This window comes from Arsenicicoccus sp. UBA7492 (assembly GCF_002479615.1).
Lineage (GTDB): Bacteria > Actinomycetota > Actinomycetes > Actinomycetales > Dermatophilaceae > Arsenicicoccus > Arsenicicoccus bolidensis.
This window is the reverse complement of sequence record NZ_DLOE01000012.1, coordinates 57470-83621: the sequence shown is the minus strand read 5'-3', so window position 1 is coordinate 83621 and position 26152 is coordinate 57470. Positions and strand designations below refer to the sequence as shown.

Genomic DNA, 26152 nt, shown 5'->3' with positions numbered 1-26152 from the left:
TCGTCGGTCAGTGTGCGGCGTGGCCCTCGGCCGGCTCGCCCTTGCCGCGCTTGACGAGGTGCAGGATCGTCACGATCACCGCCCCGACCGCCAGCCCCACGATCGCCGAGCAGATGGTGTTGGTCAGCCAGCCCAGGACCCCGCCGAGCGGTCCGGTCGCGTGCTTGACGGCCTCCTCCAGGTGGTGGACGAAGGCGTACGGCGGGTGCCAGCCCAGCGTGTCGACCCCCATGAGCAGGATGTGGCCACCGACCCACAGCATGGCCACGGTGCCGATGATCGCCAGCCAGCGCAGGAGCACGGGCATCGCCTTGACCAGGCCGTTGCCGATCGACTGCGACGCGCCGTTGCTCTGCTTGGCCAGGTGCAGGCCGATGTCGTCCATCTTGACGATCAGGGCGACGAAGCCGTAGACGCCGAGCGTGATGAAGATGGCCACGATCACCAGCGTGATGGCCCGGGTCCAGAAGGCCTCCTTGGCGACCTCGTTGAGGGCGATGACCATGATCTCGGAGGACAGGATGAAGTCCGTGCGGATGGCGCCGGACGTCATGGTCCCCTCGGCCTCCTCCCCGCTCATGGTCGCCGTCGCCTCGTCGGCGTCGTGCCCGTGGCCCGAGACCTTCTCCCAGATCTTCTCCGCGCCCTCGAAGCACAGGTAGGTGCCACCGAGCATCAGCAGGGGGGTGAGCGCCCACGAGGCGAACTGGCTGAGCAGCAGGGCCGCCGGCAGGATGAAGAGCAGCTTGTTGCGCAGGGAGCCGATCGCGATCTTCTTGATCATCGGCAGCTCGCGGTCGGGCGTGAACCCGGTGACGTAGCGCGGCGTCACCGCGGTGTCGTCGACCACCACGCCGGCGGCCTTGGCGCTGGCCCGCCCGGCGGCGGCGCCGACGTCGTCGACGGAGGCGGCGGCCAGCTTGGCCATGGTGGCGATGTCGTCGAGCAGGGCAGCGAGTCCGCCGGCCATGGAGGTCCTCCGAGGGTCGGGATGGGTGCGAGGGGAGTCTAGAGCGAGCACAGCACGGGAGGGGCGTTGGGAGTGCGCAGGGAGTGCGCGGGGCACGAGGGCGCGCAGGGCGTCGAGAAGGGCCCGCCCCACGATACGTGGCGCGGACCCTCGCCGGGCGCGATGCTGCGGACCGGACGACGGGCCGGCGACGCGGTGCCGCCGCCGGCCCGTCGCCCGGCGGATCAGATGTCGCGGAAGGTGCTGACGCCCGCACCGAGGGCAGTGAGCCGCTCGGCGAGGTCCTCGTAGCCGCGGTTGATGACGTAGACGTTGCGCAGCACCGACGTGCCCGGGGCCGCCAGCATCGCCAGGAGCACGACCACGGCGGGACGCAGCGCGGGCGGGCACACCACCTCGGCCGGACGCCAGCGGGTCGGCCCGCTGATCATCACCCGGTGCGGGTCGAGGAGCTGCACGTTGCCGCCCACGCGGGTCAGCTCGGTGAGGTAGATCGCGCGGTTCTCGTAGACCCAGTCGTGGATCATCGTGGTGCCCTCGGCCGTCGCCGCGATGAGGGCGAAGAACGGGAGGTTGTCGATGTTGAGCCCTGGGAAGGGCAGCGGGTGGATCTTGTCCCGCGGCGCCGTCAGCGGCCCAGGCACGTGCGTCAGGTCGACCAGGCGGGTCTTGCCGTTGCCCGAGAGGTACTCCTCGGACAGGGTGTAGCGCATCCCCATGGTCTCGAGGGTCGCGAGCTCGATCTCCATGAACTCGATGGGGACCCGCTTGATGGTGATCTCGGACTTGGTCACCACACCGGCGGCGAGCAGGGACATGGCCTCGATCGGGTCCTCCGAGGGGGAGTACTCGACGTCGCGGTCGATCACGCGCTGGCCGCGGACCGTGAGGGTGGTGGTCCCGATGCCGTCGACCTCGACCCCGAGCTCCTGGAGGAAGAAGCAGAGGTCCTGGACCATGTAGTTGGGCGAGGCGTTGCGGATGACGGTCTCGCCCTCGTAGCGGGCAGCGGCCATCAGGACGTTCTCGGTCACGGTGTCGCCGCGCTCCGTCAGCACGATCGCCCGGCGCGGCCAGGTGTCGGGGGAGACCTCGGCCTGGTAGGCCCCCTGGGTCGCCTCGACGGCGAGCCCGAAGTGGCGCAGGGCGATGAGGTGGGGCTCGACCGTGCGGGTGCCGAGGTCGCAGCCTCCGGCATACGGCAGGGAGAAGTCGTCGAACTCGTGCAGGAGGGGGCCGAGGAACATGATGATCGTGCGGGTGCGCTTGGCCGCGGCCTCATCCATCGAGGCAAGGTCGATGGTGGCGGGGGGCGTGATGCGCAGGTCGTTGCCGCCGTCGACCCACTCGGTGCGGACGCCGATGCTGCTCAGGACCTCGAGGATCCGATTGACCTCCTCGATCTTGGCGAGGTTGCGCAGGGTGGTCGTGCCCTTGTTGAGCAGGGAGGCGCACAGGGTCGCGACGGCGGCGTTCTTGGAGGTGCGCACCTCGATCGACCCGGCGAGGCGACGCCCGCCCTCGATGCGTAGGTGCTGGGGCCCGGAGTGGCCCATGGAGACGAATTCGGCCTCCAGCTCCTTGCCCAGGGCGGCCAGCACGTCGAGGCTCAGGTCGTGGTCGCCCGCCTCGATCTGCTCGATGTCGGTGCCGGTCATCCCGACCCGCTCGGCGAGGTCCTGGGTGGTGAACCCGCGTCGGACGCGCGCCTCGCGGACGAGCGTGCCGATGCGGCGGAGGTAGCCATCAGTCATGCCTTCCATCGTAGGTCAGCCAGAGCTGCCGGCCTGGATTGGTCCGCCTCCTCGGAGTGGCACCAGGGCAGACGGCGAGGAGCGCGGTGGCGTCCCCCGACGACGGTCGTCGCTCGTGCGCAGGCCGCCCGGACGGTGCGCCGGCGTCGATGGACCGGTCCGTCCATGCTGCCACGCAGCCTGGCCGGACCTGTGAACCCGTCGCTCGGTCAGCGGGTTGCGTCGGCGGCCCCCGCGGGCAGGAAGCGACGCCCCGTGACGCGCTCCGACGTGCCGGTCCGGTCGAGCAGCGGCGTGAGCCCGCCGTTCCAGAACTGGAAGCCGGCACCGGTGATCATGGCCAGGTCCAGGTCCATGGGGGCGCTGACGACGCCGTCGTCCAGCATGATCCGGGCCTCCTCGGCCAGACCCGCCAGCACGCGCTCGCGCACCTGCTCCGCGGTCAGGACCTCAGGGTCCGCCGGCGTCTCGTGCAGGGCCAGGACCTCCGGGTCCAGCACCGTGCGCCCGTCGACCTTGGTGTAGTAGCCACGCTTGCCCGCCTCGACCACGCGACGCAGGTTGGGCGAGACGTAGAACCGGTCCGGGAAGGCCGCGGCGAGCGTCTCGTTGTTGTGCAGCGCGATGGCCGGACCGACCAGGCCCATGAGGACGAACGGCGGCATGGGGGCGACCCCTGCGAAGCCCTGGTCCGCCACGTCGACCGGCGTCCCGGCGTCGACGATGCGCGCCATGTCGGACATGAACCGACCGAGCAGGCGGTTGACGATGAAGGACGGTGAGTCCGCGCACAGCACGGTGGTCTTCTTGAGCGTCCTGCCGACGGCGAAGGCCGTGGCCAGCGTCGCGTCGTCGGTGCGCTCGCCCGAGATGATCTCGAGCAGCGGCATGACGGCGACCGGGTTGAAGAAGTGGAAGCCCACCACGCGCTCGGGGTGCTGCAGCCGCGAGGCCATCTCGGTGATGGACAGCGACGAGGTGTTGGTGGCGAGCACGCACTCGGGCGAGACCACGGCCTCGACCTCGGCCCACACCTGCTGCTTGACCGACATCTCCTCGAAGACCGCCTCGACGACGAAGCCGGCGTCGGCCATGCCGTCCTTGGACGTGTCCCCGGTGATGAGGGCCTTGTAGCGGTTGACCTGGTCAGCGCTCAGCCGACCCTTGGCCGCGAGCGTGTCGATCTCGGCGTGGACGTAGCCAACTCCCTTGGCGACCCGCTCCTCGTCGAGGTCGGTCATGACGACCGGCACCTCCAGGCGCCGGAGGAAGAGCAGCGCCAGCTGGCTCGCCATCAGGCCGGCCCCGACGATCCCCACCTTGGTCACCGGTCGCGCGAGTGCCTTGTCGGGGGCACCGGCGGGTCGCTTGGCCCGCTTCTGCACCAGGTCGAAGGCGTAGAGCCCGGCGCGCAGCTCGTCGCTCATGAGCAGGTCGCCGAGCGCCTCGTCCTCGGCCGCGAAACCCTCCTCGCGGCTCGTCGTGCGGGCGGCTGCCAGCAGGTCCAGGGCGCGGTATGCCGCCCGCGACCGGCCACCCGTGCGCTGCGTCACGGTGCGGCGGGCCGCCGCGACGGCGGCGTCCCAGCGGGACTCGTCGCGGTCGACCTCGGGGCGCTCGACGGTGACGGCGCCGGTGAGGACGTCCGCCGCCCAGGCGACGGAGCGAGCGAGGAAGTCCGCGGGCTCGAGCACCTCGTCGTACATCCCCAGGCGGGCCGCCTGGACGCCGCTCAGCATGTGGTTGTTGGACAGCGGGTTGTCGACCACGACCGTGAGGGCGCCCTCGACGCCGACGAGGTTGGGCAGCATCCAGCAGCCGCCCCAGCCGGGCACGAGACCCAGGAAGACCTCGGGGAGCGCGACGGCGGGGACCGAGGAGCTGACGGTGCGGTAGTCGCAGGCGAGGGCGATCTCGACGCCGCCGCCCATGGACGCGCCGTTGACGAAGGCGAAGGACGGGACGCCGAGCGAGGACAGGCGAGAGAACACCTCGTGACCGAGCCGGCCCATGGCGACGGCCTGCTCGCGGTCCGTCACGCGCGGGACGCCCGTCAGGTCGGCCCCCACGGCGAACACGAAGGGCTTGCCGGTCACGCCGACGGCGGCGATCTCGCCGGCCGCGGCGCGCTCGGCGCAGCGGTCGAGGACGTCGCGCAGCTCCAGCAGGCCGCGCGGGCCGAAGGTGCTGGGGCGGGTGTGGTCGTGGCCGTTGTCGAGGGTGATCAGCGCCATGGTCCCGACGCCGCCGGGGAGCTGGACGTCGCGCTCGAGCGCGTGGGTGACGACCTCGTCGTCGAAGGCTGCCAGCAGGTCGGTGTCGGTCATCGCTGCTGCTCCTGCGGGTCGGTGGACGGGCGGTAGTCGGCGTGGTGCGGGTTCTCCCAGATGACGGCGCCGCCCATGCCGATGCCGATGCACATGGCGGTCATGCCGTAGCGCACCTCGGGGTGCTCGGCGAAGTGGGCGGCCAGCTGGGTCATGAGGCGGACGCCGGACGAGGCGAGCGGGTGGCCGGTGGCGATCGCGCCACCCCAGGGGTTGACCCGGGCGTCGTCGTCGTCGATGCCGAAGTGCTCGAGGAAGGCCAGCACCTGCACGGCGAAGGCCTCGTTGAGCTCGAACAGCCCGATGTCCTCGATGCTCAGGCCGGCCTGGGCGAGGGCCTTCTCGGCGGCCGGGACCGGGCCGTAGCCCATGACCTCGGGCTCGACCCCGACGAAGGAGTAGGTGACGAGCCGCATCTTGACGGGCAGCCCCAGCTCGGTCGCGGCCTCCTCGGACGCGAGCAGGCAGGCGGTGGCGCCGTCGTTGAGCCCGGCGGCGTTGCCGGGGGTGACCCGCCCGTGAGGACGGAACGGCGTCTTGAGCGTGGCCAGGTCCGCCATGGTCACCCCGGGGCGGGGCGGCTCGTCGGCCGTGGCCAGGCCCCAGCCCTGCTCCGCGGAGCGGACCGCGACCGGGACCAGGTCGGGCTGGACCTTGCCGGCGGCGTAGGCCTCGGCCAGCTTGCGCTGCGAGCCCACGGCGAAGGCGTCGCTGCGCTCCTTGGTCAGGCTCGGGTAGCGGTCGTGCAGGTTCTCGGCGGTCTTGCCCATGACCAGCGCGGACTCGTCGACGAGCCGCTCGGACACGATCCGCGGGTTGGGGTCGACGCCCTCACCCATCGGGTGCCGCCCCATGTGCTCGACACCTCCCGCCACGACGACGTCGGTGGCGCCCATCGCGATCGACCCGGCGGACGTGGTGACCGCCGTCATGGCGCCGGCGCACATGCGGTCGATCGAGTAGCCCGGGACGGTGCTGGGCAGGCCCGACAGCAGCGCCGCCATCCGGCCGAGGGTGAGCCCCTGGTCGCCGATCTGGGTGGTGGCCGCGACGGCGACCTCCCCGATGCGCTCGGGCGGCAGGGACGGGTTGCGGCGGACGAGCTCGCGGATGCAGGCGATGACCAGGTCGTCGGCGCGGGTCTGGGCATAGATGCCCTTGTCCCCGGCTCGGCCGAACGGCGTGCGGACGCCGTCGACGAAGACGACCTCGTGCAGGGTGCGGGGCACGGTGGCCTCCCAGGTCGAAGTGATCGGTACCCGTCGGATGCTACTTGCGGGTAATCCCGATGTCAGCACCAGCGCGCCGGGACGTGACGGGACCCACGTGCCGAGCCCCACGTGCCGGGCCGTACGTGCCGGGCCTTACGCGCCGGGCCTTACGCGCCGAACCCCGTCCTCCGCCTAGGCCCGCGGGGGATAGGGGTGGTCCGACGCGGCCTCGGCCAGCAGCGGGGAGACGAGGGCCGCCTGCCACGGTCGGGCTCCGAGGTCGAGGAGGATCTCGCTGAAGCCGTGGGCCGACTCGTCCACCGGAGGCGCCCAGATGACGCGCCGCAGGCTGTCGGGGGTGAGGAGGTTCTCCGCAGGGATGCTCACGCTGGCGCTCAGCCCGGTGACGAGCTCCTTGACGGCGCCGAGCCGGGCCGCGGCGACCGGGTCCTTGTCGGCCCAGGCACGTTGCGGGGGTGGTCCCTCGCTGGGGAGGTGGTATGCCGGGAGCTCGTCCTCCGGCAGGAGCATCGCGCGGTCCACGGCGGCGAGCCACACCTGCGGGTTGCGCTGCACGGCGCGGGGGGTGCGGCGGGGGCCGTCCGCGCCGGACGGCAGGGCCAGCTCGACGATCGCGGCGTCGCCGAGCACGCGTCCGGGGCTGCAGTCCCGGTCCTGGGCCAGGCGGTCCCGGGTCTCCCACAGCTCGCGCACGACCGCCAGGCCGCGCCGCGTGCGGACCTTGTGCAGGCCGGAGGTCTTGCGCCACGGGTCGACCTTGGGCGCCGGTCCGCGGAAGTGGGTGAGGGCCTCGAACTCCTCGGCGGCCCAACCGGACTTGCCCTGGGAGCGCAGGTCCTCGTCCACGGCGTCGCGCAGGTCCACGAGCACCTCGACGTCGAGCGCGGCATAGACGAGCCACGGCTCGGGCAGGGGCCGGGTGGACCAGTCCTGGGCGCTGTGCTCCTTGGCGAGGGTGATGCCGAGGTAGTGCTCCATCGCGGCGGCCAGTCCCACGCGGGGCCGGCCGGCGAGCCGCGAGCCGAGCTCGGTGTCGAACAACCGGGTGGGGTGCAGCCCCAGGTCCGCGAGGCACGGCAGGTCCTGGGTCGCGGCGTGCAGCACCCACTCGACGTCGGCGATCACGTCCTGCAGCTCGGACAGGTCGGGGCACATGACGGGGTCGATCAGCCAGGTGCCGGACCCGGCCCGGCGCAGCTGCACGAGGTAGGCCTTCTGCCCGTAGCGGAAGCCGGAGGCGCGCTCGGCGTCGATGGCGATCGGGCCGTGCCCGGCGGCGACGGAGGCGACCAGCTCCCGCAGGCGACGCTCGTCCTCGACCACGGGCCGCAGCGGCTCCGCGGGCGCCGAGACCAGGCGGGGCTCGGGGGTCTCCGCAGGAGCGTCCGCGGTGGGGTCGTCGATAGAGGTCAGGTCCGTCACGCCCTCCAACCTAACGCCCCGCGAGAGGTGTCCCGCGGCGACGTCCCGGCGGTCAGGTGATGAGGCCGCGGCGGAGCGCGGTGTAGGTCATCGCGGCCCGGTCACCGGTGCCGAGCTTGCGGGCGATGCGCGCCAGGTGGCTCTTGACCGTCAGGGCCGAGAGGCCGAGGGAGGCCCCGACCTCCTTGTTGGTCTTGCCCTGCGACACCAGCTGCAGGACCTCGACCTCGCGGGCGGAGAACTGCTCGTTGCCGGCTCCCCGGGTCCCCGGACCGGCCGGCGGCTGCCCGCCGGTGCGGATGTAGGCCCGGACACCGGTCTTGAGCGCACCCCGGACGTAGATCGGGTCCTCGGAGTCCGACAGCACGATCGTGCGACGCCACCCCCGGGCGCGCAGCTCGTGCAGGAGCGGGATGCCGGAGCCGTCCGGCAGGGTCAGGTCGGCGATGCAGAACTCGCCGGCCGGCACCTCGCGCGCCACGATGCGGGCGCGCTCGATGGTCTGCGCCTCGATGATGTGCCCCTCGGTGATGCGGCCGAGCGCGCGGCGCACCATGGCTCCCGTGTGCGGCCCCGCCGAGATGACCATGGCGCTGATGGGCTGCGGGCGTGCCATCCGGGCGTTCTTGGTGATGACGCTCACGGTGCCCCCTCCGTCTCTCCTGCACGACAGTGCTGATGTTGAAGACTGTAGAACAGGACTAGTGCCGAACGGGTGAGATTGGCCGACTTTCGTGACTGCCCGTGGTCACCGACGCGAGGTGAGCAGGGCGACGCCCTCCGGCAGCGGGGGCAGTCCCCCCAACGCGCACAGCAGCTGGGTCCAGGCCTCGAAGTGTGCCGCCAGGTCGTCGTCGACCGGCGTCCACGAGGCGCGGATCTCCATCTCGACCGTCGTCGCCTCGCCCTCGAGCTCACCGAACCGCTCGCTCACCACGTGGGTGACGGTGCCGGCCAGGGCGGTCGCGCTCGCCCCGGCGTCCGCGATGGCGTCCTCGAGCCAGGTCCAGCCCACCGCCCCGAGGGCGGGGTCGCCGGCGAGCTCGGTCTCCAGCGCGGCCTTGGCGAAGGTCACGACCCGCCACTGCCCCTCCCACTGCTCGGGGGAGGACGGGTCGTAGAGCACGACGAACCGGCCGGAGGCGACGTCCTCGTCGGTGCGCCGGTCGGGCACGACGTCGGCGGCCAGGGCCACGGAGAAGGGCGCCAGCCGCCCGGGGGCAGGCACCTCCTCGACGAGCACCTCGGGCCGACGCCGGGCGTCGCGCAGCCGGGCGAGCACCGCGTCGAACCGGCGCGCGCTGTCGTCCGTGAGGGGTCGATCGGCCACCTCACGAGGCTATGCGGACGACCACGCGAGGCCCGGGCGGCGCGCCGACCGCCCGGTCGGTCGTGCGAGGATCGTGCGCGTGGACACCCCTGCAGCCAGCCCGGCTCCCTCGACCCCGGCCGACAGCCTCCTCGTGCGCGCCGCCCGCCGTCAGCCCGTGCCCCACCCCCCGGTGTGGTTCATGCGCCAGGCCGGTCGCTCCCTCCCGGAGTACCGCGCGGTGCGTGAGGGCACCACGATGTTCGAGGCCTGCCGCAACCCGGAGCTCACCACCGAGATCACCCTGCAGCCCGTGCGCCGTCATCACGTCGACGCCGCGATCTTCTTCAGCGACATCGTGGTGCCGCTGGCCGCCGTCGGGGTCGACGTCGACCTCGTGGCCGGCGTCGGGCCGGTCATGGCCGAGCCGTTCCGCACCCGGGCCGACCTGGACCGGGTCCCGGAGCTGAGCCCGGACATGGTCCCGTACGTCACCGAGGCGGTCCGCCAGACCGTCGCCGCGCTCGGTGGGACGCCCCTCATCGGGTTCGCCGGAGCGCCGTTCACCCTGGCGTCATACCTGGTCGAGGGTGGGCCGTCCAAGAACCACGAGCGCACCAAGGCCCTCATGCACGGGGACCCGCAGCTGTGGCACGACCTGTGCGCCCGGCTCGCCCAGATCTCCGGCACCTTCCTGCGGGTGCAGGCCGAGGCCGGGGCCTCCGCCGTCCAGCTGTTCGACTCCTGGGTCGGGGCCCTTCCCCGCCGCACCTACGAGGCGCAGGTGCAGGAGCACTCCGCCGCCGTCCTGCGCACGGTGGCCGAGGCGACCGACGTGCCGCGCATCCACTTCGGGGTCGGCACGGGGGAGCTGCTCCCGGCGATGGGAGCGGCCGGGGCCGACGTCGTGGGCGTCGACTACCGCGTGAACCTCCTCGACGCCGTCGAGCGCCTCGGACCGGGGTATGCCGTGCAGGGCAACCTCGACCCGGCGCTGCTGTTCGCGCCCTGGGACGCCCTGGAGCGCGAGGTCCGACGCATCGTGGACGAGGGCCGCGAGGCTCCGGGCCACATCTTCAACCTCGGCCACGGGGTCCTGCCCAGCACGGATCCGACGGTGATCACCCGCGTCGTCGAGCTCGTCCACGAGCTGGGCCGGTAGCATGGGTGCTCGCGCCCGGTCCCGCCGGACGCCGCTCTCGACCCGTCCCGCCCGACGGCCCACCACCGGGCCGTCCCGACAGATGGTTGCCGCATGACCGTAGTCAAGATCGTCCTCGAGGTGCTGCTCGTCCTGGGCGGCCTCTTCCTGACCCTGCTGATCCTGCTCCACAAGGGCAAGGGCGGCGGCATGTCCGACATGTTCGGCGGCGGGGTGTCCAACACCCTCGGCGGGTCCAGCGTGGCCGAGCGCAACCTCGACCGCTTCACCATCGCCGTCGCGATCGTCTGGTTCGCGTGCGTCGTCGCGCTCGGGCTGATCCAGCGGTTCAGCGGCTGACCGCAGCCGCTCACCGGAGCCGGCGGCTCCCCGCGGAGCCGCCCTCCCACGCACTTGCGGGCACCTGGGCCCGCCCCGGTCCTGCAGCCAGTCGGGACCGGTAGCTCGAGGAGAAACCCATGTCGGGTGGTAACGCCATCAGGGGCAGCCGCATCGGAGCGGGCCCCATGGGCGAGGTGGAGCGCGGCGAGTCCGCGCCGCGGCTCGTCATCAGCTACTACTGCGCCCGCGGTCACGAGACCCGCCCGGCCTTCTCGCAGGAGGCCGGCGACGACGTCCCGGCCGAGTGGGACTGCCAGCGGTGCGGGCTGCCCGCCGGGCTCGACCCGGACGACCCACCCAACCCGCCGCGCACCGAACCCTACAAGACCCACCTGGCGTACGTGAAGGAACGACGCAGCGACGCCGACGGCCAGGCGCTGCTCGACGAGGCGCTCGCCGGTCTGCGGCGCCGCAGCCTGATCACGTAGCAGCGCGGCCGGATCACGTAGCAGAGGTCCCGCCCCGGTCGCCGACCACCATCGTCGGGCGGCCCGGGGCGGGTCGGCCGGTCAGGCAAGCTCGAACAGGGCAGGTCGATCAGGGCAGGTCGGCCGCAGCGGCCTCGTCGACCAGCCAGAGCGTCCGGCGTCGGCCGGTGACGCCGGCGGCAGGGGCCTCGTGCACGTCGGCCCCACCGGTCGCCGCCGCGACGGCCTGGGCCTTGTCGCCGCCCGCGACCAGCAGCCACACCTCGTCTGCCGAGCACAGCACCGGCAGCGTCAGCGACAGTCGGGCCGGCGGAGGCTTGGGGGAGTCCGACTCGGGCACCACGGTGCGGTCGGTGACGTCGAGCGTGTCCTTGCCGGGGAAGAGGCTGGCGACGTGCGCGTCGGGGCCGACGCCGAGCATCACCACGTCGAAGGTCGGTGCGCCCTCGCCGCCACGGTCCGAGGTCCCCGCCACCCGCGCGAGCTCGGCGGCGTAGCGCTCGGCCGCCGCACCGATGTCGTCGCCCTCGGGGTCGTCGATCGCGGGCATCTCGTGGACGTGCTCCGGGTCCAGCCCCAACGCGTCCATGCGGCCGAGCCCCGCCTCGCGCGCCTGGGTGGCGTTGCGGTCAGAGGACTCGCGGTCGACATACCGCTCGTCGCCCCACCACAGGTGCACGAGCTCCCACGAGACCGCAGGGGCGGCGGGGGAGTCGACGAGCGCCTCGATCAGGGCGTTGCCCATCGAGCCGCCGGTGAGGACGACGTGCGCCTCGCCGTGCTGGGCCTGCGCGTCCGTGATCGCCGTGACGAGGCGGGCGGCGATGGCGGCGGCGAGGGTCGCCTTGTCGGGGTGGACGATCACCTGGGAGGTCATGAGGATGCCTTCTTGCCGGTGGACTTCTTCGTGGACGACTTCTTGGTGGTGGCCTTCGAGCCGGACGTCTTCTTCGCGGCCAGCTCCTTGGTCGATGACGCCTCCGCGGCCGGCGCGCTGCCCTGGCCGACCGTCGGCCCGTCGGAGACGCGGCTGCCGATGCGCTTCTGCCCCTCCGCACGGTGCCCGACCTCGGAGTCCGTCGCCTTGTCGGTCGCCACCACCTGGTCGCGCTCGGTGTCGACGGTCACCATGTCGCTGGACGTCTGCCGCGACCGCTCACCGGCACGGCGGGCCATCAGGCGAGCCTCGTCCGGTGACGGCGCCCTGCCGGCCCGCACGAGGGCGCTCGCCAGCGAGGACCGGTCGGTCACGCGTCGCAGCCCCTCGACCAGGGCGAGCTCGTAGACCTCGTCGGGGTCGAGCCGACGCAGCTCGTCGGTCAGGCACTCCGCGTCGGACCTGCGCGCAAGCCCCACGCGGCGGACGGGCTGCTCGGGGTGGGAGAGCGTGGCGATGGTGGTGCCCTCGGGTCGCACCAGGTCCAGGGGTCCCGAGGGCCGGTCCAGGCGGACACTGATCAGGCCCGAGCCCTGGGGGCTGCGGCCCCGCGTGACCGGCACGTCCAGGGCCTCGGCGAGCCAGCCCGCGAGCAGGTCGGTGGCCGAGGAGTCGATGCCGCCGACCACGACCGCGCTCGTGACCGACTCGAACGGCTGCTGGTCGAGCGCCGCCGCGAGCAGGGCCCGCCACAAGGTGATGCGCGACCAGGCGAGGTCGGTGTCGCCCGGGGCGTAGTTCTTGGCCCGGCGCTTGAGCTCGGCATGCGGGTTCTTGGCGACGGCCGAGTCGTTGATGCGACGCTGGCACATGGCGCCCACGGGGTCGCTGGCCAGGTCGGCGGGCGCGTCGCCGGGCCACCACCCGACGACGGGGGAGTCCGGCAGCAGCAGCGGCAGCACGAGGGTCGCGCCGTGACCGTTGACCTCGCCGTACAACCGCATGACGACGACCTCGGACGCCCCGGCGTCGCCGCCGATGCGGATCTGCCCGTCGACGCGGCTGGAGCCCCGGCGGTTGCCGTGGACGAGCGCCACCACGCGGCACGGGTGCATGTGCGAGGCCTCGACGGCCGCCTCGATCGCCTCCTCGGCGCGGTCCTCGTCCACGACGATGATGAGCGTGAGCACCCGGCCGAGGGCCATGGCTCCGCTGTCGTTGCGGATCTGGACGAGCTTCTTGGTGAGGGCGGAGGTCGAGGTGTTGGGCAGGTCGATGATCACGGCATCCTCCACTCGCGGCCGTCACGGGCCATCATCTCGTCGGCACTGGCGGGTCCCCACGTGCCGCTGGGGTAGGGCTCGGGCCGGCCGTGGGCCGCCCAGTACTCCTCGACCGGGTCGAGGATGCGCCAGGACAGCTCGACCTCCTCGTTGCGCGGGAACATCGACGGCGCCCCGAGCAGGACGTCGAGGATGAGCCGCTCGTAGGCCTCGGGGGACTTCTCCGTGAACGAGTTGCCGTAGGTGAAGTCCATCGTGACGTCGCGGACCTCCATCTGGGCGCCCGGCACCTTGGACCCGAAGCGGAGCGTGATGCCCTCGTCGGGCTGCACCCGGATCACGATGGCGTTCTGACCCAGCTCCTCGGTCTCCGTGTCGTTGAAGGGCAGGTGCGGGGCCCGCTTGAAGACCACGGCGATCTCGGTGACCCGCTTGCCGAGCCGCTTGCCGGTGCGCAGGTAGAAGGGGACGCCGGCCCAGCGGCGCGTGTCGACCTCGACCTTCATGGCGGCGTAGGTCTCGGTCGTCGAGCCGGGCTTCATGCCCTCCTCGTCGAGGAAGCCGACGACCTTCTCGCTGCCCTGCCAGCCCTCGGCGTACTGCCCCCGGGCGGTCGAGGCGGCGAGGTCGTCGGGCAGCCGCACGGCGGCGAGCACCTTCTCCTTCTCGGCGCGCAGGTGCTGCGCGGTGAAGGCGGTCGGCTCCTCCATCGCGGTCAGCGCGAGCAGCTGCAGAAGGTGGTTCTGGATGACGTCCCGGGCCGCGCCGATCCCGTCGTAGTAGCTGGCCCGGCCGGCCACGCCGATGTCCTCGGCCATGGTGATCTGCACGTGGTCGATGTGGTGGGAGTTCCAGACCGGCTCGAACAGCTCGTTGGCGAAGCGCAGGGCCAGGAGGTTCTGGACCGTCTCCTTGCCGAGGTAGTGGTCGATGCGGAAGACCGAGTCCGGGGCGAAGACGCCCTCGACGATGTCGTTGAGCTCGCGCGCCGACTCGAGGTCGTGGCCGAAGGGCTTCTCGATGACGACGCGGCGCCACTGGCCCGGCTCGGCCTCGGCCAGGCCGCTGCGCTCGAGCTGCTGGCACACCTGGCCGAAGAAGCCCGGCGGGATCGACAGGTAGAACGCGGTGTTGCCGCCGGTGCCACGATCGCGCTCCAGCTGCTGCACCGTCTCGGCGAGCAGGTCGAAGGCCTCGTCGTCGTCGAAGGTGCCCGGCACGAAGCGGATCCCCTCGGCGAGGGCCTTCCACGTGGACTCGCGGAACGGCGTGCGGGCGTGCTCCTTGACGGCGTCGTGGACGATCTGGCCGAAGTCCTGGTCCGCCCAGTCGCGCCGGGCGAAGCCCACCAGCGAGAAGCCCGGTGGCAGCAGGCCCCGGTTGGCGAGGTCGTAGATCGCCGGCATGACCTTCTTGCGGGACAGGTCGCCGGTGACGCCGAACAGCACCAGGGCGCACGGGCCCGCGATGTTGGGGAGGCGCTTGTCCCGGACGTCCCGGAGAGGGTTGTGGTCGGCGGTGACTGCGGTGGGGCTCACGTGTGGTCTCCCGTCAGCGGTGGGTGCTCCCGCGGCCGCTCAGCGGCCGGGCGGGTGCGGTGCAACGTTATCGGAGTCGCACCGCGAGAGGGTCGTATGCCGCCGCGGCCCGCCGCACGACGTGCGAGGGTCCCCGCCGTGGTGGCGGGGACCATCGCACGTCGCTGTGGTGGGGCCGGTCGGCAGCGGTGGGGCTGCTCGAGGTTCAGTGCTTGTCGAGCTCGCCCTGCACGGTCTCGAGGAGCTCGGTCCAGGACTTCTCGAACTTGTCGACGCCCTCGCGCTCGAGCTGCTCGACGACCTCGACGTACGAGATGCCCTGACGCTCCAGGGCGTCCATGACGGCGTCCGACTCGTCGTAGGTGCCGGTGATGGTGTCGCCGGTGATCTCGCCGTGGTCGGCCGCGGCGTCGAGGGTCTTCTCCGGCATGGTGTTGACCGTCTGGGGGGCGACCAGCTCGTCGACATACATCGTGTCCTTGTAGGCCGGGTCCTTGACGCCGGTCGAGGCCCACAGGGGACGCTGCACGTGCGCGCCGTCGTCGGCGAGGTTGGCCCAGCGCGGCGTGCCGAACTGCTCCTGCCAGGCCTGGTAGGCCAGGCGCGCGTTGGCCAGGCCGGCCTTGCCCTTGAGCGCGGCGGCCTCGTCGGTGCCGACCTCGTCGAGGCGCTTGTCGACCTCGGAGTCCACGCGGGACACGAAGAAGGACGCGACCGAGTGGATCTGCGACAGGTCCCGACCCGCCTCGCGAGCCTGCTCCACCCCAGTCATGAAGGCGTTCATGACGGCGCGGTAGCGGTCCAGGCTGAAGATGAGCGTCACGTTGACCGAGATGCCCTCCGCCAGGACCCGGCTGATCGCCGGCAGACCCTCGACCGTGGCCGGGATCTTGATCATGACGTTGGGCCGGTCGACCGCGGCATACAGCTCCTTGGCGACCTGCACGGTCCGCTCGGTGTCGTGCGCCAGCCGGGGATCCACCTCGATGGACACGCGGCCGTCGACGCCGTCGGTGCGGTCGTAGACGGGACGCATGATGTCGCAGGCGTCCCGGACGTCGGTGGTGGTCAGGGCGAACACCGACCGCTCCACGTCCGCGCCCTCGGCGATGAGCTCCTTGACCTGGGGCGTGTACTTCTCGCCCTTGGCCAGGGCCGACGCGAAGATCGAGGGGTTGGTGGTGACCCCCACGACGCCCTTGGTGTCGACGACCTCCTGCAGGTTGCCGGTGGAGATGCGCTCTCGGGACAGGTCGTCCAGCCAGATGGAGACGCCTGCGGCCGCGAGGGCCTCGAGGTTCTTGCTCGTCATACGATCACTTGCCTTCCTGGCGCTCGGCCGGGGCGGAGGACTCGAAGCCCGGGTCCTTGGAGGCGTAGCCGGGCGCCGTGTCGCCGGGGGTGGGGTCGCCGGACTCAGCGATCGAGGCCTTGGCGGCGTCGACGACGGCCTCCGGCGTGAAGCCGAACTCCGTGAACAGCGTCTTGGCGTCCGCAGACGCACCGAAGTGGTCGATGCCGATGACGCGGCCGGCGTCGCCGACGTAGTCGCGCCAGCCCATGGTGGAGCCGGCCTCGATGCTGACGCGGGCCTTGACGGCCTTGGGGAGCACCTGCTCGCGGTAGGACTCGTCCTGCTGGGCGAACCACTCCTGGCAGGGCATGGAGACGACGCGGGTCGCGACGCCCTGGGCCTCGAGCTGCTCGGCGCCGGCGATGGCGACCGACACCTCGGAGCCCGTGGCCATGACGATCACGTCGGGGGTCGGCTTGCTGCCCTCGACGAGCACGTAGGCCCCCTTGGCGACCTGCTCGACCGAGGTCGAGGACGGGTCCAGGATCGGGAGCGCCTGGCGGGACAGGGCGATGCCGGTCGGGTTGCCGTGGCGGGTCAGGATGGTCTGCCACACGTGGGCGGTCTCGTTGGCGTCGGCCGGGCGGACGACGTCCAGGCCCGGGATCGCGCGCAGCGAGGCGAGCTGCTCGATCGGCTGGTGGGTGGGGCCGTCCTCGCCGAGGCCGATCGAGTCGTGCGTCCACACGAAGATCGAGTCCGCCTCCTGGATCGCCGCCAGGCGCACGGCGGGACGCATGTAGTCCGAGAACACGAGGAAGGTGCCGCCGTAGGGCCGGGTGAGGCCCTCGAGCGCGATGCCGTTGACGATCATGCCCATGGCGTTCTCGCGGACGCCGAAGTGCAGGGTGCGGCCGTAGGGGCCGCCCTGCCACTCGGAGGTCTGCCGGTCCTCGGGCACGAAGGAGGGCTGACCACCCATCGTCGTGTTGTTGGACTCGGCGAGGTCGGCGGAGCCACCCCACAGCTCGGGCAGCACGTCGGCGAGGGCGCCGAGGACCTTGCCGGACGCCGCGCGCGTCGCCAGGCCTTTGTCGTCGGGCTCGAAGGTCGGGAACGCCTCGGCGTAGCCCTCGGGGACCTCGTGGGCCCGGACGCGGTCGAGCAGGGCGGCAGCCTCGGCGTGGGACGAGCGCCACGCCTCGTAGCGCTGGTCCCAGCCCTTGCGCAGCTCGGCGCCGCGGTCGCGGACCTTGCGCACGTGGGCGAGGACCTCGTCGGAGACGTCGAAGGTCTGGTCCGGGTCGAAGCCGAGGAGCGACTTCATGGCCTTGATCTCGTCGTCGCCGAGGGCCGAGCCATGGGACTTGCCGGTGCCCTGCTTGGTGGGGGCGGGCCAGGCGATCACGGTGCGCAGCACGATGAACGTGGGCTTGTCGAGGACCTTGCGGCCCTCCTCGATCGCGGCGTGGAGCGCGTCCACGTCCTCGACGTAGTCCTCGTCGCGGACCCCGTGCTTGGTGCGCCACTCGACCACGCGCACGTCCCAGCCGTAGGCCTCGTAGCGCGCCGCCACGTCCTCGGAGAAGGACACGTCCGTGTCGTCCTCGATGGAGATCTGGTTCTGGTCGTAGATCAGGGTGAGGTTGCCGAGGCGCTGCGTGGCCGCCAGGGAGCTGGCCTCGCTCGCCACGCCCTCCATCATGCAGCCGTCACCGGCGATGCAGTAGACGTCGTGGTCGAAGATGCTCTCGCCGGGGGCGGCCTCAGGGTCGAAGAGCCCGCGCTGGCGGCGCTGCGCCATGGCCATGCCGACGGCGGTCGCGACGCCCGAGCCGAGCGGACCGGTCGTCAGGTCCACGCCGGCGGTGTGGTGCACCTCGGGGTGGCCCGGGGTCTTGGAGCCCCAGGTGCGCAGGGCCTCGATGTCGCCGAGCTCGAGGAGGCCGGCGTAGTACAGCTGGATGTACTGCGTCAGGCTCGAGTGCCCGGCCGAGAGGACGAAACGGTCGCGGCCCAGCCAGTGCGGGTCAGCGGGGTCGTGGCGCATGACCTTCTGGTAGAGGAGGTAGGCGGCGGGAGCGAGGCTGATCGCGGTCCCGGGGTGACCGTTGCCGGTCTTCTGCACGGCGTCCGCCGCCAGGGTGCGCACGGTGTCGACGGCGCGGACGTCCACGTCGCTCCAGCCGACCTGCTCGGCGACGGGGTCGGACACCTGGCGGCCGTTGGCGTGGGGGGTGATGCTCACGTGGTCACACTTCCTTCGTGGTCGGAGTCACATCGAGCCTATCCATTCCTACCCACCGCGCGTGAGGTTGATCCGGCGTGGGCGAGGTCATAGCGGCCGGTGCCGCGCGGCGCGTCGCGCGCCTTCGCTCCCGCTCCCCGGAAGGGATAGGATCGGGGGGCCTATCCGCGACCCCCTGCTGTCGGCGCGAGCGCTCGCCCGGCCCCGACGGCACACGGTTTGGCTCGCGCCCGACGACCGAAGGACACCGTGACAGCTTCGCAGCCGCGCACCGCGCCGCGTGACCGGACCGGTGCCTCGTCGTCGCGCTTCTCCTACACCGTCAAGAACTACATGGCGCTGACGAAGCCCCGCATCATCGAGCTGCTCCTCGTGACGACCTTCCCGGTGATGTTCCTCGCGCAGCGCGGGTTCCCGGACTTCTGGCTGGTCGTCAACACCCTGGTCGGTGGCTCGCTGTCCGCCGGTGCGGCCAACACGCTCAACTGCTACCTGGACCGTGACATCGACCGGCTCATGGCGCGGACGCAGAACCGCCCGCTGGTGACCGGCGAGATCTCCCCGTCGAACGCGATGCGCTTCGGGATCGTCCTCACCGTGGTGTCGACGCTGTGGCTGGGCTTCCTGGTCAACTGGCTGTCGGCGGTCCTGTCGGTCAGCGCGATCCTGCTCTACGTCATCTTCTACACGCTCGTCCTCAAGCGCCGGACCTCGCAGAACATCGTGTGGGGCGGCGTCGCGGGCTGCATGCCCGTCCTCATCGGGTGGGCGGCGGTCACCGAGTCGATCTCGTGGACGCCGATCGTGCTGTTCCTGTGGATCTTCTTCTGGACGCCGCCGCACTACTGGCCGCTGTCGATGCGGTTCAAGGACCAGTACGCCGCCGCCGGCATCCCGATGCTGCCCGTTCTCAAGCAGGACACCTCGGTCGCGCGCCAGATCGTGGCGTACGCCTGGGCGACGGCGCTCATCTCCCTGGTGCTGGTCCCGGTGGCCGGCATGGGCTGGATCTACCTCGTCACGGCGATCCTGTCCGGCGGTCTGTTCCTGCTCGAGTCCTACAAGCTGCTGGGCCGCGCCAAGGACCCCGCCAACGCCACGATGGCCTCGCTCAAGCCCATGCGGCTGTTCCACTACTCGATCACCTACGTGACGCTGCTGTTCATGGCCGTGGCGATCGACCCCCTCGTGCACCTCCCCCTCCCGACCTCCCTCGGCTAGCACAGACCTACCTCAGGTAGTCACATCCGCCCGCCTTCGCACGGCAGGCCGATGTGCCCGAGGCCGGCTGATGTGACCAACCCCGGCTGACGTGACCAACCCGGGCTGATCGTGCTGATCGTTGTGCCGGGCCGCCAGCTCGTATGCCGAGCGCCCGCCGCCAGGACCAAACGTTCACCCCGCTCACCCCGCTCACCTCACAACAACGTGAGGGTTTCGTCCGACATTCTTGGACGAAACCCTCACGATCGTGGGGAGCGGTCAGCGGCGACGCGCGGTGAGGACGCCCTGGGTCAGCAGGACCGTGAAGACGGCGGACAGCAGCAGGTGCACCGCGACGACGGCGATCGGGCGGCCCGTGAAGTACTGCACGTAGCCGACCAGGCCCTGCAGCAGCGACAGCGCGAGCGTCCAGTCCCAGGCCCGGCGGAACGGCGCGGGCACGTCCACGAGACGAGACGCGACGACCAGCGCCACCGTCAGCCCGAGGAAGAGCATGACCGCGTCCGCGTGCAGCCAGCTGGTGGCGTGCGGGTCGAAGCCGAAGCGGACGTTCTCGTACTTGTCACCGCTGTGCGGGCCCGAGCCGGTGACGGCGGTGCCGAGCACGCACACGACGCCGCCCACGGCGGCCGCTGCCCAGGCGAGGCGCTGCACGACGGTCGGCACGACACGCTCCGGCGCCGAGTCGCCCTCGCGGTAGCGGTAGAGCAGGTAGGTCGCGTTGGCGACGAGGAACAACGAGATCAGGAAGTGGGGGGACACGGTGCGGGGGTCGAGCCTGGCCAGCACGATGATGCCGCCGACCACGGCCTGGACGAGCACGAAGAACAAGGGGATCGCGCAGGCGTAGACGAAGCGCCGACGGGACCTCCAGAACCGCCGGACGGCGAGGACCAGCACCCAGAGCGCGACGACGACGAGCACGGGTGACATCAGCCGGTTGCCGAACTCGATGAACTTGTGGAACCCCTCGGTCTGGTCGCCCGTCGGGACCAGCGACCCGGGGGTGCACTCGGGCCAGGTGGGGCACCCCAGGCCCGATCCCGTCAGCCGGACCAGACCTCCGGTCAGGATGATCGCGATGTTGCCGACGAGATTGGCGATCAGCGCGATCCACATCCAGTCGCGCGCCCCGCGGGGTGGTGCCACGACGTCCGTGGGGGAGTGGGTCGGTGCGCCGGGGGTGGTCGAGGTGCTCACCCGCCCAGCCTAGTGCGCGCGTGCACAAGCGCCGACGAGGGGCCCGGGTGCGTCCCCGTCGAGAGGCGACCGGGTCAGTCGGACCAGCGGAAGAACCGGGCCGCGGCGGTGCAGAGGATCGCACCCCAGACCAGCAGGACCAGCAGGGGCTGCAGCGGCAGCCCGTGGTGCTCGAACGCGGACCGGAAGCCGTCACCGAGGGCGGCGGACGGCAGGTAGGACACGACCCGGGACCACGGCTCGGGCAGGCTCGACCCGGGGATCAGCACCCCACCGAGCCCCAGCATCAGGACCCACACGAGGTTGGACAGGGCCAGGGTCGCCTCGGCCCGCAGCGTGCCGGCGAACAGCAGCGCGAACCCCACGAAGGTCGCCGTCCCGAGCAGCCAGAACACCACGAAGGGGAGCACGCCCACGACGTCGGGCCGCCAGCCCATCGCCAGGCCCACGGCCGACAGCACGACGAACTGGATCACCTGGACGACCATCACCGCGAGGACGCGGGCGAGGACCAGGCCCCCCTTGCCGAGCGGCGACGCCCCGAGCAGCCGCAGGACGCCATACCTCCGGTCGAAACCGGTCTGGATGGCCTGGCCGGTGAACGCGCTCGACAGCACCGCCAGGGCCAGGACGCCGGGCACGACCACGTCCACGCGGCGGCCGGGTCCGAGGTCGGGCCAGGGCGCCAGCACCCCGCCCACCAGCGCCAGGGCGGGCAGCACGATCGACACGAGCGTCTGCTCGCCGTTGCGCAGGAAGGTGAGGGTGTCGAAGGTCGCCTGGGCGCGCACGCGCGCGGCGGTGGGTGCGGGGCGGCTCATCGGGCCTTCCTCGTCAGCTCGAAGTAGACGTCCTCGAGGGACCGGCCCGCGCACAGGTCGTCGGGGGAGCCGTCCCCGACGACGCGCCCGTCGCTGATGACGACGAGATGGTCGGCGAGCCGCTCGGCCTCCTCGAAGGAATGGGTGGTCACGACGACGCCGACCCCGCGGTCCCGGGTCTCGCGGACGAGGTCCCAGACGTCGAGGCGCGCGTGCGGGTCCAGCCCGGCGGTCGGCTCGTCGAGGAACACCACCTCGGGGTTGCCCACGAGCGCCGCGGCCAGGGCCACGCGCTGCCGCTGCCCCCCGGACAGACGGCGGACCGTCGTGCCGGCGAAGCAATCGATCCCCAGCCGCGAGACCAGGTCGTCGAGGTGCACCGGGTCGGCATACAGGCTGGACAGGTGGCGCAGGAGACCGACCGGCCTGGCGCCGTTGGGCAGCCCGCCGTCCTGGAGCATCACCCCGACGCGGGCCCGGTGCTCGGCCGACGCGTTCCACGGGTCCGTGCCGAGCACGCGCGCGATGCCCTCGTCGGGTCGCTGCAGGCCCTCGAGGATCTCCATCGTCGTGGTCTTGCCGGCACCGTTGGGCCCGAGGACCGCGGTCACCCGACCGAGCTCGGCGCTCCAGGTCATGTCGTCGACGGCCCGCACCGAGCCGAAGCTCCTGCGCAGCCGCTCGGTGGTCACCGCTACCGTCACGGTCGGCGAGTGTACGCGGGATCCCCGGATCGCCCTGCGGCGGACCGGGTCACGCGCGTGATGATGGAAGGGTCGGCCTGGGCGAGGGCGGCCCGGACCGGGCACCACCCGAGGATAGGCAAGCCTTGGTAGATGCCTCCCAGGGAATTAGGTAACACTGGTGTTGTGTTTATCGGACGTGAGGCAGACGCGATGGGTGACCTGACCCCGCAGCGCGCCCGGACCGTCGAGGCGGTGCGGGAGTCCGGCACGCGCGGACGCGTCCAGCAGTTCGTCTCCGAGCACGGCCCCATCACCGCGACCGCGATCGCCGAGCGGCTCGGCGTCACCACCACCGCCGTCCGCCGCCACCTCGACGCGCTCACCGCCGCCGGGCTGATCGAGGAGCACGCCAGCGCTCCCGCGATCCGTGGCCGTGGCCGTCCGGCCCGGGCCTTCGTGCTCACCTCGGCCGGTCACCAGGCTCTGGACAGCTCCTACGACGACGTCGCCACCTCCGCCCTGCGCTACCTGTCCGAGCAGGTGGGGGAGCACGCCGTCGAGGCCTTCGCCCACCAGCACGTCGCGTCCTTCGAGGACCGCTACCGTTCCCTGGTCGAGGCGGCCGGCGAGACTCCCGAGGCCCGCTCCCGGGTCCTCGCCGAGGTGCTCACCAGGGACGGGTATGCCGCGTCCAGCCGCCCGCTCACGCTGGCGGACGGCTCGACGACGCTGGGCGTCCAGCTGTGCCAGGGTCACTGCCCCGTCCAGCAGGTCGCCTCCGCGTTCCCGCAGTTCTGCGAGGCGGAGCAGCAGGCCTTCTCCCGGCTGCTCGGCGTGCACGTCCAGCGCCTCGCGACGCTGGCGCACGGCGAGCACGTCTGCACGACCTTCGTGCCGGTGAGCGCGCTGAGCGCCCCGCCGGACACCCACACCGACGACCTCACCCACCCCCACCCCACCGACCCCGACGAAAGGTCCGAGCGATGACCACCAACATCGAGGAGCTGAACCCTGGACTGCAGGGTCTCGGCCGATACGAGTACGGCTGGGCCGACAGCGACGTCGCGGGCTCGACCGCCAAGCGCGGCCTGAACCCCGACGTGGTGCAGGACATCTCGTCGCGCAAGAACGAGCCGCAGTGGATGCTCGACCTGCGGATGAAGTCCCTGCGGCTGTTCGACAAGAAGCCCATGCCGAGCTGGGGCAGCGACCTCACGGGCATCGACTTCCAGAACATCAAGTACTTCGTGAAGTCCACCGAGAAGCAGGCCACCTCCTGGGAGGAGCTGCCCGAGGAGATCAAGGCGACCTACGACCGGCTCGGCATCCCCGAGGCGGAGAAGCAGCGCCTCATCGCCGGTGTGGCCGCGCAGTACGAGTCGGAGGTCGTCTACCACCAGATCCGCGAGGACCTGGAGGAGAAGGGCGTCATCTTCGTCGACACCGACACCGGGCTGCGCGAGCACGAGGACATCTTCAAGGAGTACTTCGCCAGCGTGATCCCCGCGGGTGACAACAAGTTCTCCGCCCTCAACACCGCGGTCTGGTCCGGCGGCTCCTTCATCTACGTCCCGCCGGGCGTCCACGTCGACATCCCGCTGCAGGCCTACTTCCGGATCAACACCGAGAACATGGGCCAGTTCGAGCGGACGCTGATCATCGCCGACGAGGGTTCCTACGTGCACTACGTCGAGGGCTGCACGGCGCCGATCTACAAGTCCGACTCGCTGCACAGCGCGGTCGTGGAGATCGTCGTCAAGAAGGGCGCCCGCGTGCGCTACACGACCATCCAGAACTGGTCGAACAACGTCTACAACCTCGTCACCAAGCGAGCCACCTGCGAGGCCGGCGCCACCATGGAGTGGGTCGACGGCAACATCGGCTCCAAGGTCACGATGAAGTACCCCGCGGTCTTCCTGCTCGGCGAGCACGCCCGCGGCGAGACGCTGTCCATCGCCTTCGCGGGCGAGGGCCAGCACCAGGACGCCGGCGCCAAGATGGTCCACGCCGCGCCCCACACCTCGAGCTCCATCGTGTCCAAGTCGGTGGCCCGCGGTGGCGGCCGGACGTCATACCGCGGTCTGGTCCAGATCGCCGAGGGGGCCCACGGCTCCCGGAGCAACGTGCGCTGCGACGCGCTGCTCGTCGACGACATCTCCCGCTCGGACACCTACCCGTACGTCGACGTCCGTGAGGACGACGTGCAGATGGGCCACGAGGCGACGGTGTCCAAGGTGAGCGACGACCAGCTGTTCTACCTCATGTCCCGCGGGATGTCCGAGGAGGAGGCCATGGCCATGATCGTGCGCGGGTTCGTCGAGCCCATCGCGCGCGAGCTGCCCATGGAGTACGCCCTCGAGCTGAACCGCCTGATCGAGCTTCAGATGGAAGGAGCCGTCGGCTGATGCCAGTCGAGCTCAAGTCACCCCCCACCCTCGCCGGGGTCCCCGAGGCCTACGTCCCGGACCAGTCGCGCGGCGAGCGCCGCACCTCCTACGACCTGGCGGACTTCCCGGTCCCCAACGGACGCGAGGAGGACTGGCGCTTCACGCCGGTCGACCGCCTGCAGGAGCTGTTCCAGCAGGCGCCGTCCGACGTGGCCGGGATCAAGACCGACATCCAGGTGCCCGCGGGCATCAAGGTGTCGGAGGTCCCCGCCGGCGACCCGCGGCTCGGCACGGTCCTCACGCCGGCCGACCGCGCCTCGGCCGCGGCCTGGACGTCCTTCGCGGACGGCCACGTCGTGCACATCCCGCAGGGCCGCGAGTTCGGCGAGGCCGCCCGCCTCACCGTGCGTGGGTCCGACCAGGCGCGCATCAACGGCCACCTGGTCATCGACGCCGGCGCGCACTCCTCGGCCACCGTGCTGCTGTCGCACCAGGGCTCGGCCCAGTGCACCGCCAACGTCGAGATCCGTGTCGGTGACGGCGCGCACCTGACGGTGGTCACCGTGCAGGAGTGGGACGACGACGCGATCCACCTGGCCCAGCACGACGTGCTCGTCGGCCGCGACGCGACCGTCAAGCACATCGCGGTCACCCTCGGCGGCTCGATCGTGCGGCTGTCGACCAACGTGCGGTATGCCGGCCCCGGCGGCTCGGCCGAGTGCCTCGGCGTCTACTTCACCGACGAGGCGCAGCACCAGGAGCACCGGCTGTTCGTCGACCACGAGGCGCAGCACTGCACCTCGAACGTCGAGTACCGCGGCGCCCTGCGCGGCGACACCGCCCACTCGGTGTGGGTCGGCGACGTCCTCATCCGCGCCGCGGCCGAGGGCACCGACACCTACGAGCTCAACCGCAACCTGGTCCTGTCGGACGGCGCGCGCGCGGACTCGGTCCCCAACCTCGAGATCGAGACCGGCAACATCGTCGGCGCCGGACACGCGGCGGCCACGGGCCGGTTCGACGACGAGCAGCTGTTCTACCTCCAGGCCCGGGGCATCCCCGAGCGCGAGGCCCGCCGGCTGGTGGTGCACGGCTTCTTCGCCGACATCATCAACCGCATCGGCGTGACCGACACCCAGGCCCGCCTGATGGAGGTCATCGACCGCGAGCTCGCCGACTCCGTCGACGCGGCCTTCGCGGCAGCGCCCGTCTCCACCGGGTCCGGGTCGCCGAAGGAGGCCACCGCGTGAACTACGAGGTCGTGTGCCAGGTCGAGGACATCCCGGTGGGCCGCGTCGCGGCCGCCGAGGTGGACGGCGTGACCATCGCCCTCGCCCGCACGGGCCAGCGCGAGTTCCACGCCGTCAACGACACCTGCACGCACGCCAACGTGTCGCTCTCGGAGGGCGAGCTCGACGGCTGCCAGCTCGAGTGCTGGCTGCACGGCAGCTCCTTCGACGTGCGCTCCGGCGAGCCCAACACCCCACCCGCGACCGTGCCCGTCGCGGTCTATCCCGTCATGCTCGAGGGGGACGACGTCCTGGTGGACGTCCACGGGACCCTCGACCAGCGCGTCAGCGCCCAGTCCGCCAGCAAGGAGAACTGAACC

At 71.7% G+C, this 26152-nt stretch carries 23 protein-coding genes; 8 read left to right on the top strand and 15 right to left on the bottom strand.

Going from position 1 to position 26152, the window contains the following annotated elements; translation table 11 throughout:
- Positions 1 to 7: 7 nt before the first annotated feature.
- The 7 genes from B4E97_RS03760 to B4E97_RS03730 all read right to left on the bottom strand — a co-directional run bounded on the left by B4E97_RS03760 (position 8) and on the right by B4E97_RS03730 (position 9035).
- Positions 8 to 970, bottom strand: a complete 963-nt coding sequence (locus tag B4E97_RS03760; RefSeq protein WP_286958745.1) for a DUF808 domain-containing protein — start codon at positions 968 to 970, stop codon at positions 8 to 10.
- Between the two features lie 224 nt (positions 971 to 1194).
- Positions 1195 to 2724, bottom strand: coding sequence for a UDP-N-acetylglucosamine 1-carboxyvinyltransferase (locus B4E97_RS03755; protein WP_286956004.1), 1530 nt, complete (start codon positions 2722 to 2724; stop codon positions 1195 to 1197).
- Between the two features lie 209 nt (positions 2725 to 2933).
- Positions 2934 to 5051 (bottom strand): 3-hydroxyacyl-CoA dehydrogenase NAD-binding domain-containing protein, encoded by a 2118-nt coding sequence (locus B4E97_RS03750; protein ID WP_286958744.1) that lies wholly within the window; start codon positions 5049 to 5051, stop codon positions 2934 to 2936.
- The gene (locus tag B4E97_RS03745) at positions 5048 to 6280 is read right to left on the bottom strand and encodes a thiolase family protein (RefSeq protein ID WP_286958743.1); all 1233 of its coding nucleotides are present in this window, start codon (positions 6278 to 6280) and stop codon (positions 5048 to 5050) included. Before B4E97_RS03745 ends, B4E97_RS03750 begins: the two co-directional genes overlap by 4 nt.
- A gap of 174 nt (positions 6281 to 6454) precedes the next feature.
- Positions 6455 to 7705 carry an HRDC domain-containing protein gene (locus B4E97_RS03740; RefSeq protein WP_286958742.1) on the bottom strand — a complete coding sequence of 417 codons (1251 nt, stop codon included), beginning with the start codon at positions 7703 to 7705 and terminating at the stop codon, positions 6455 to 6457.
- A 52-nt stretch (positions 7706 to 7757) separates the two neighbouring features.
- Positions 7758 to 8348 (bottom strand): response regulator transcription factor, encoded by a 591-nt coding sequence (locus B4E97_RS03735; RefSeq protein ID WP_019284784.1) that lies wholly within the window; start codon positions 8346 to 8348, stop codon positions 7758 to 7760.
- A gap of 105 nt (positions 8349 to 8453) precedes the next feature.
- Complete coding sequence (locus B4E97_RS03730) at positions 8454 to 9035, bottom strand: DUF3000 domain-containing protein (RefSeq protein WP_286958741.1); 582 nt, start codon at positions 9033 to 9035, stop codon at positions 8454 to 8456.
- 79 nt (positions 9036 to 9114) lie between these two features.
- Here B4E97_RS03730 and hemE point away from each other — a divergent pair, with 79 nt between their 5' ends.
- From hemE to B4E97_RS03715, 3 genes are all read left to right on the top strand, one after another.
- Positions 9115 to 10176, top strand: a complete 1062-nt coding sequence (hemE, locus tag B4E97_RS03725; protein ID WP_239264898.1) for a uroporphyrinogen decarboxylase — start codon at positions 9115 to 9117, stop codon at positions 10174 to 10176.
- 93 nt (positions 10177 to 10269) lie between these two features.
- On the top strand, positions 10270 to 10515 hold the full coding sequence (gene secG / locus B4E97_RS03720) for a preprotein translocase subunit SecG (RefSeq protein WP_019284786.1): 246 nt from the start codon (positions 10270 to 10272) through the stop codon (positions 10513 to 10515).
- 119 nt (positions 10516 to 10634) lie between these two features.
- Positions 10635 to 10985 carry an RNA polymerase-binding protein RbpA gene (locus tag B4E97_RS03715; protein ID WP_286958740.1) on the top strand — a complete coding sequence of 117 codons (351 nt, stop codon included), beginning with the start codon at positions 10635 to 10637 and terminating at the stop codon, positions 10983 to 10985.
- A 109-nt stretch (positions 10986 to 11094) separates the two neighbouring features.
- Here B4E97_RS03715 and pgl read toward each other — a convergent pair whose 3' ends face one another.
- The 5 genes from pgl to tkt all read right to left on the bottom strand — a co-directional run bounded on the left by pgl (position 11095) and on the right by tkt (position 18225).
- Positions 11095 to 11862: a 6-phosphogluconolactonase gene (pgl, locus tag B4E97_RS03710; RefSeq protein WP_286958739.1), complete on the bottom strand. Its 768-nt coding sequence runs from the start codon at positions 11860 to 11862 to the stop codon at positions 11095 to 11097.
- A complete protein-coding gene (locus B4E97_RS03705) occupies positions 11859 to 13145 on the bottom strand; it encodes a glucose-6-phosphate dehydrogenase assembly protein OpcA (RefSeq protein WP_286958738.1) in 1287 nt (428 codons plus the stop codon). Before B4E97_RS03705 ends, pgl begins: the two co-directional genes overlap by 4 nt.
- Positions 13142 to 14683, bottom strand: coding sequence for a glucose-6-phosphate dehydrogenase (gene zwf, locus B4E97_RS03700; RefSeq protein ID WP_286958737.1), 1542 nt, complete (start codon positions 14681 to 14683; stop codon positions 13142 to 13144). Before zwf ends, B4E97_RS03705 begins: the two co-directional genes overlap by 4 nt.
- A 205-nt stretch (positions 14684 to 14888) precedes the next feature.
- Positions 14889 to 15995 (bottom strand): transaldolase, encoded by a 1107-nt coding sequence (gene tal, locus B4E97_RS03695; protein ID WP_286955990.1) that lies wholly within the window; start codon positions 15993 to 15995, stop codon positions 14889 to 14891.
- Between the two features lie 4 nt (positions 15996 to 15999).
- Positions 16000 to 18225 (bottom strand): transketolase, encoded by a 2226-nt coding sequence (gene tkt / locus B4E97_RS03690; protein WP_019284792.1) that lies wholly within the window; start codon positions 18223 to 18225, stop codon positions 16000 to 16002.
- 249 nt (positions 18226 to 18474) lie between these two features.
- Between tkt and B4E97_RS03685 the strand changes: the two genes are divergently transcribed.
- A complete protein-coding gene (locus tag B4E97_RS03685; RefSeq protein ID WP_019284793.1) occupies positions 18475 to 19446 on the top strand; it encodes a heme o synthase in 972 nt (323 codons plus the stop codon).
- A gap of 261 nt (positions 19447 to 19707) precedes the next feature.
- On the opposite strand, the gene B4E97_RS03680 is transcribed toward B4E97_RS03685, so the two are convergent.
- The 3 genes from B4E97_RS03680 to B4E97_RS03670 form a co-directional block, all read right to left on the bottom strand.
- A complete protein-coding gene (locus tag B4E97_RS03680) occupies positions 19708 to 20649 on the bottom strand; it encodes a COX15/CtaA family protein (RefSeq protein ID WP_029210046.1) in 942 nt (313 codons plus the stop codon).
- Between the two features lie 74 nt (positions 20650 to 20723).
- Positions 20724 to 21470: an ABC transporter permease gene (locus B4E97_RS03675; protein ID WP_239264906.1), complete on the bottom strand. Its 747-nt coding sequence runs from the start codon at positions 21468 to 21470 to the stop codon at positions 20724 to 20726.
- Positions 21467 to 22174, bottom strand: a complete 708-nt coding sequence (locus B4E97_RS03670) for an ABC transporter ATP-binding protein (RefSeq protein WP_239264909.1) — start codon at positions 22172 to 22174, stop codon at positions 21467 to 21469. The genes B4E97_RS03675 and B4E97_RS03670 overlap by 4 nt, the downstream gene beginning before the upstream one ends.
- A 192-nt stretch (positions 22175 to 22366) precedes the next feature.
- On the opposite strand from B4E97_RS03670, the gene B4E97_RS03665 reads away from it, so the two are divergent.
- From B4E97_RS03665 to B4E97_RS03650, 4 genes are read left to right on the top strand one after another with little or no spacing between them, the layout of a single operon-like run.
- A complete protein-coding gene (locus B4E97_RS03665) occupies positions 22367 to 23143 on the top strand; it encodes a helix-turn-helix transcriptional regulator (protein ID WP_286958736.1) in 777 nt (258 codons plus the stop codon).
- Positions 23140 to 24561: a Fe-S cluster assembly protein SufB gene (gene sufB, locus B4E97_RS03660; protein WP_019284798.1), complete on the top strand. Its 1422-nt coding sequence runs from the start codon at positions 23140 to 23142 to the stop codon at positions 24559 to 24561. Before B4E97_RS03665 ends, sufB begins: the two co-directional genes overlap by 4 nt.
- Positions 24561 to 25793, top strand: coding sequence for a Fe-S cluster assembly protein SufD (sufD, locus tag B4E97_RS03655; RefSeq protein WP_286958735.1), 1233 nt, complete (start codon positions 24561 to 24563; stop codon positions 25791 to 25793). Before sufB ends, sufD begins: the two co-directional genes overlap by 1 nt.
- Positions 25790 to 26149, top strand: a complete 360-nt coding sequence (locus B4E97_RS03650; protein WP_286958734.1) for a non-heme iron oxygenase ferredoxin subunit — start codon at positions 25790 to 25792, stop codon at positions 26147 to 26149. Before sufD ends, B4E97_RS03650 begins: the two co-directional genes overlap by 4 nt.
- The last annotated feature ends 3 nt before the right edge of the window (positions 26150 to 26152 follow it).

What these genes read in the sequence shown, in the direction of transcription:
- B4E97_RS03760 (WP_286958745.1), bottom strand. Translation starts at nt 970, where the DNA reads ATGGCCGGCGGACTCGCTGCCCTGCTCGACGACATCGCCACCATGGCC.
- B4E97_RS03755 (WP_286956004.1), bottom strand. Translation starts at nt 2,724, where the DNA reads ATGACTGATGGCTACCTCCGCCGCATCGGCACGCTCGTCCGCGAGGCG.
- B4E97_RS03750 (WP_286958744.1), bottom strand. Translation starts at nt 5,051, where the DNA reads ATGACCGACACCGACCTGCTGGCAGCCTTCGACGACGAGGTCGTCACC.
- secG (WP_019284786.1), top strand. Translation starts at nt 10,270, where the DNA reads ATGACCGTAGTCAAGATCGTCCTCGAGGTGCTGCTCGTCCTGGGCGGC.
- B4E97_RS03715 (WP_286958740.1), top strand. Translation starts at nt 10,635, where the DNA reads ATGTCGGGTGGTAACGCCATCAGGGGCAGCCGCATCGGAGCGGGCCCC.
- pgl (WP_286958739.1), bottom strand. Translation starts at nt 11,862, where the DNA reads ATGACCTCCCAGGTGATCGTCCACCCCGACAAGGCGACCCTCGCCGCC.
- tal (WP_286955990.1), bottom strand. Translation starts at nt 15,995, where the DNA reads ATGACGAGCAAGAACCTCGAGGCCCTCGCGGCCGCAGGCGTCTCCATC.
- B4E97_RS03675 (WP_239264906.1), bottom strand. Translation starts at nt 21,470, where the DNA reads ATGAGCCGCCCCGCACCCACCGCCGCGCGCGTGCGCGCCCAGGCGACC.
- B4E97_RS03665 (WP_286958736.1), top strand. Translation starts at nt 22,367, where the DNA reads ATGGGTGACCTGACCCCGCAGCGCGCCCGGACCGTCGAGGCGGTGCGG.
- sufB (WP_019284798.1), top strand. Translation starts at nt 23,140, where the DNA reads ATGACCACCAACATCGAGGAGCTGAACCCTGGACTGCAGGGTCTCGGC.
- sufD (WP_286958735.1), top strand. Translation starts at nt 24,561, where the DNA reads ATGCCAGTCGAGCTCAAGTCACCCCCCACCCTCGCCGGGGTCCCCGAG.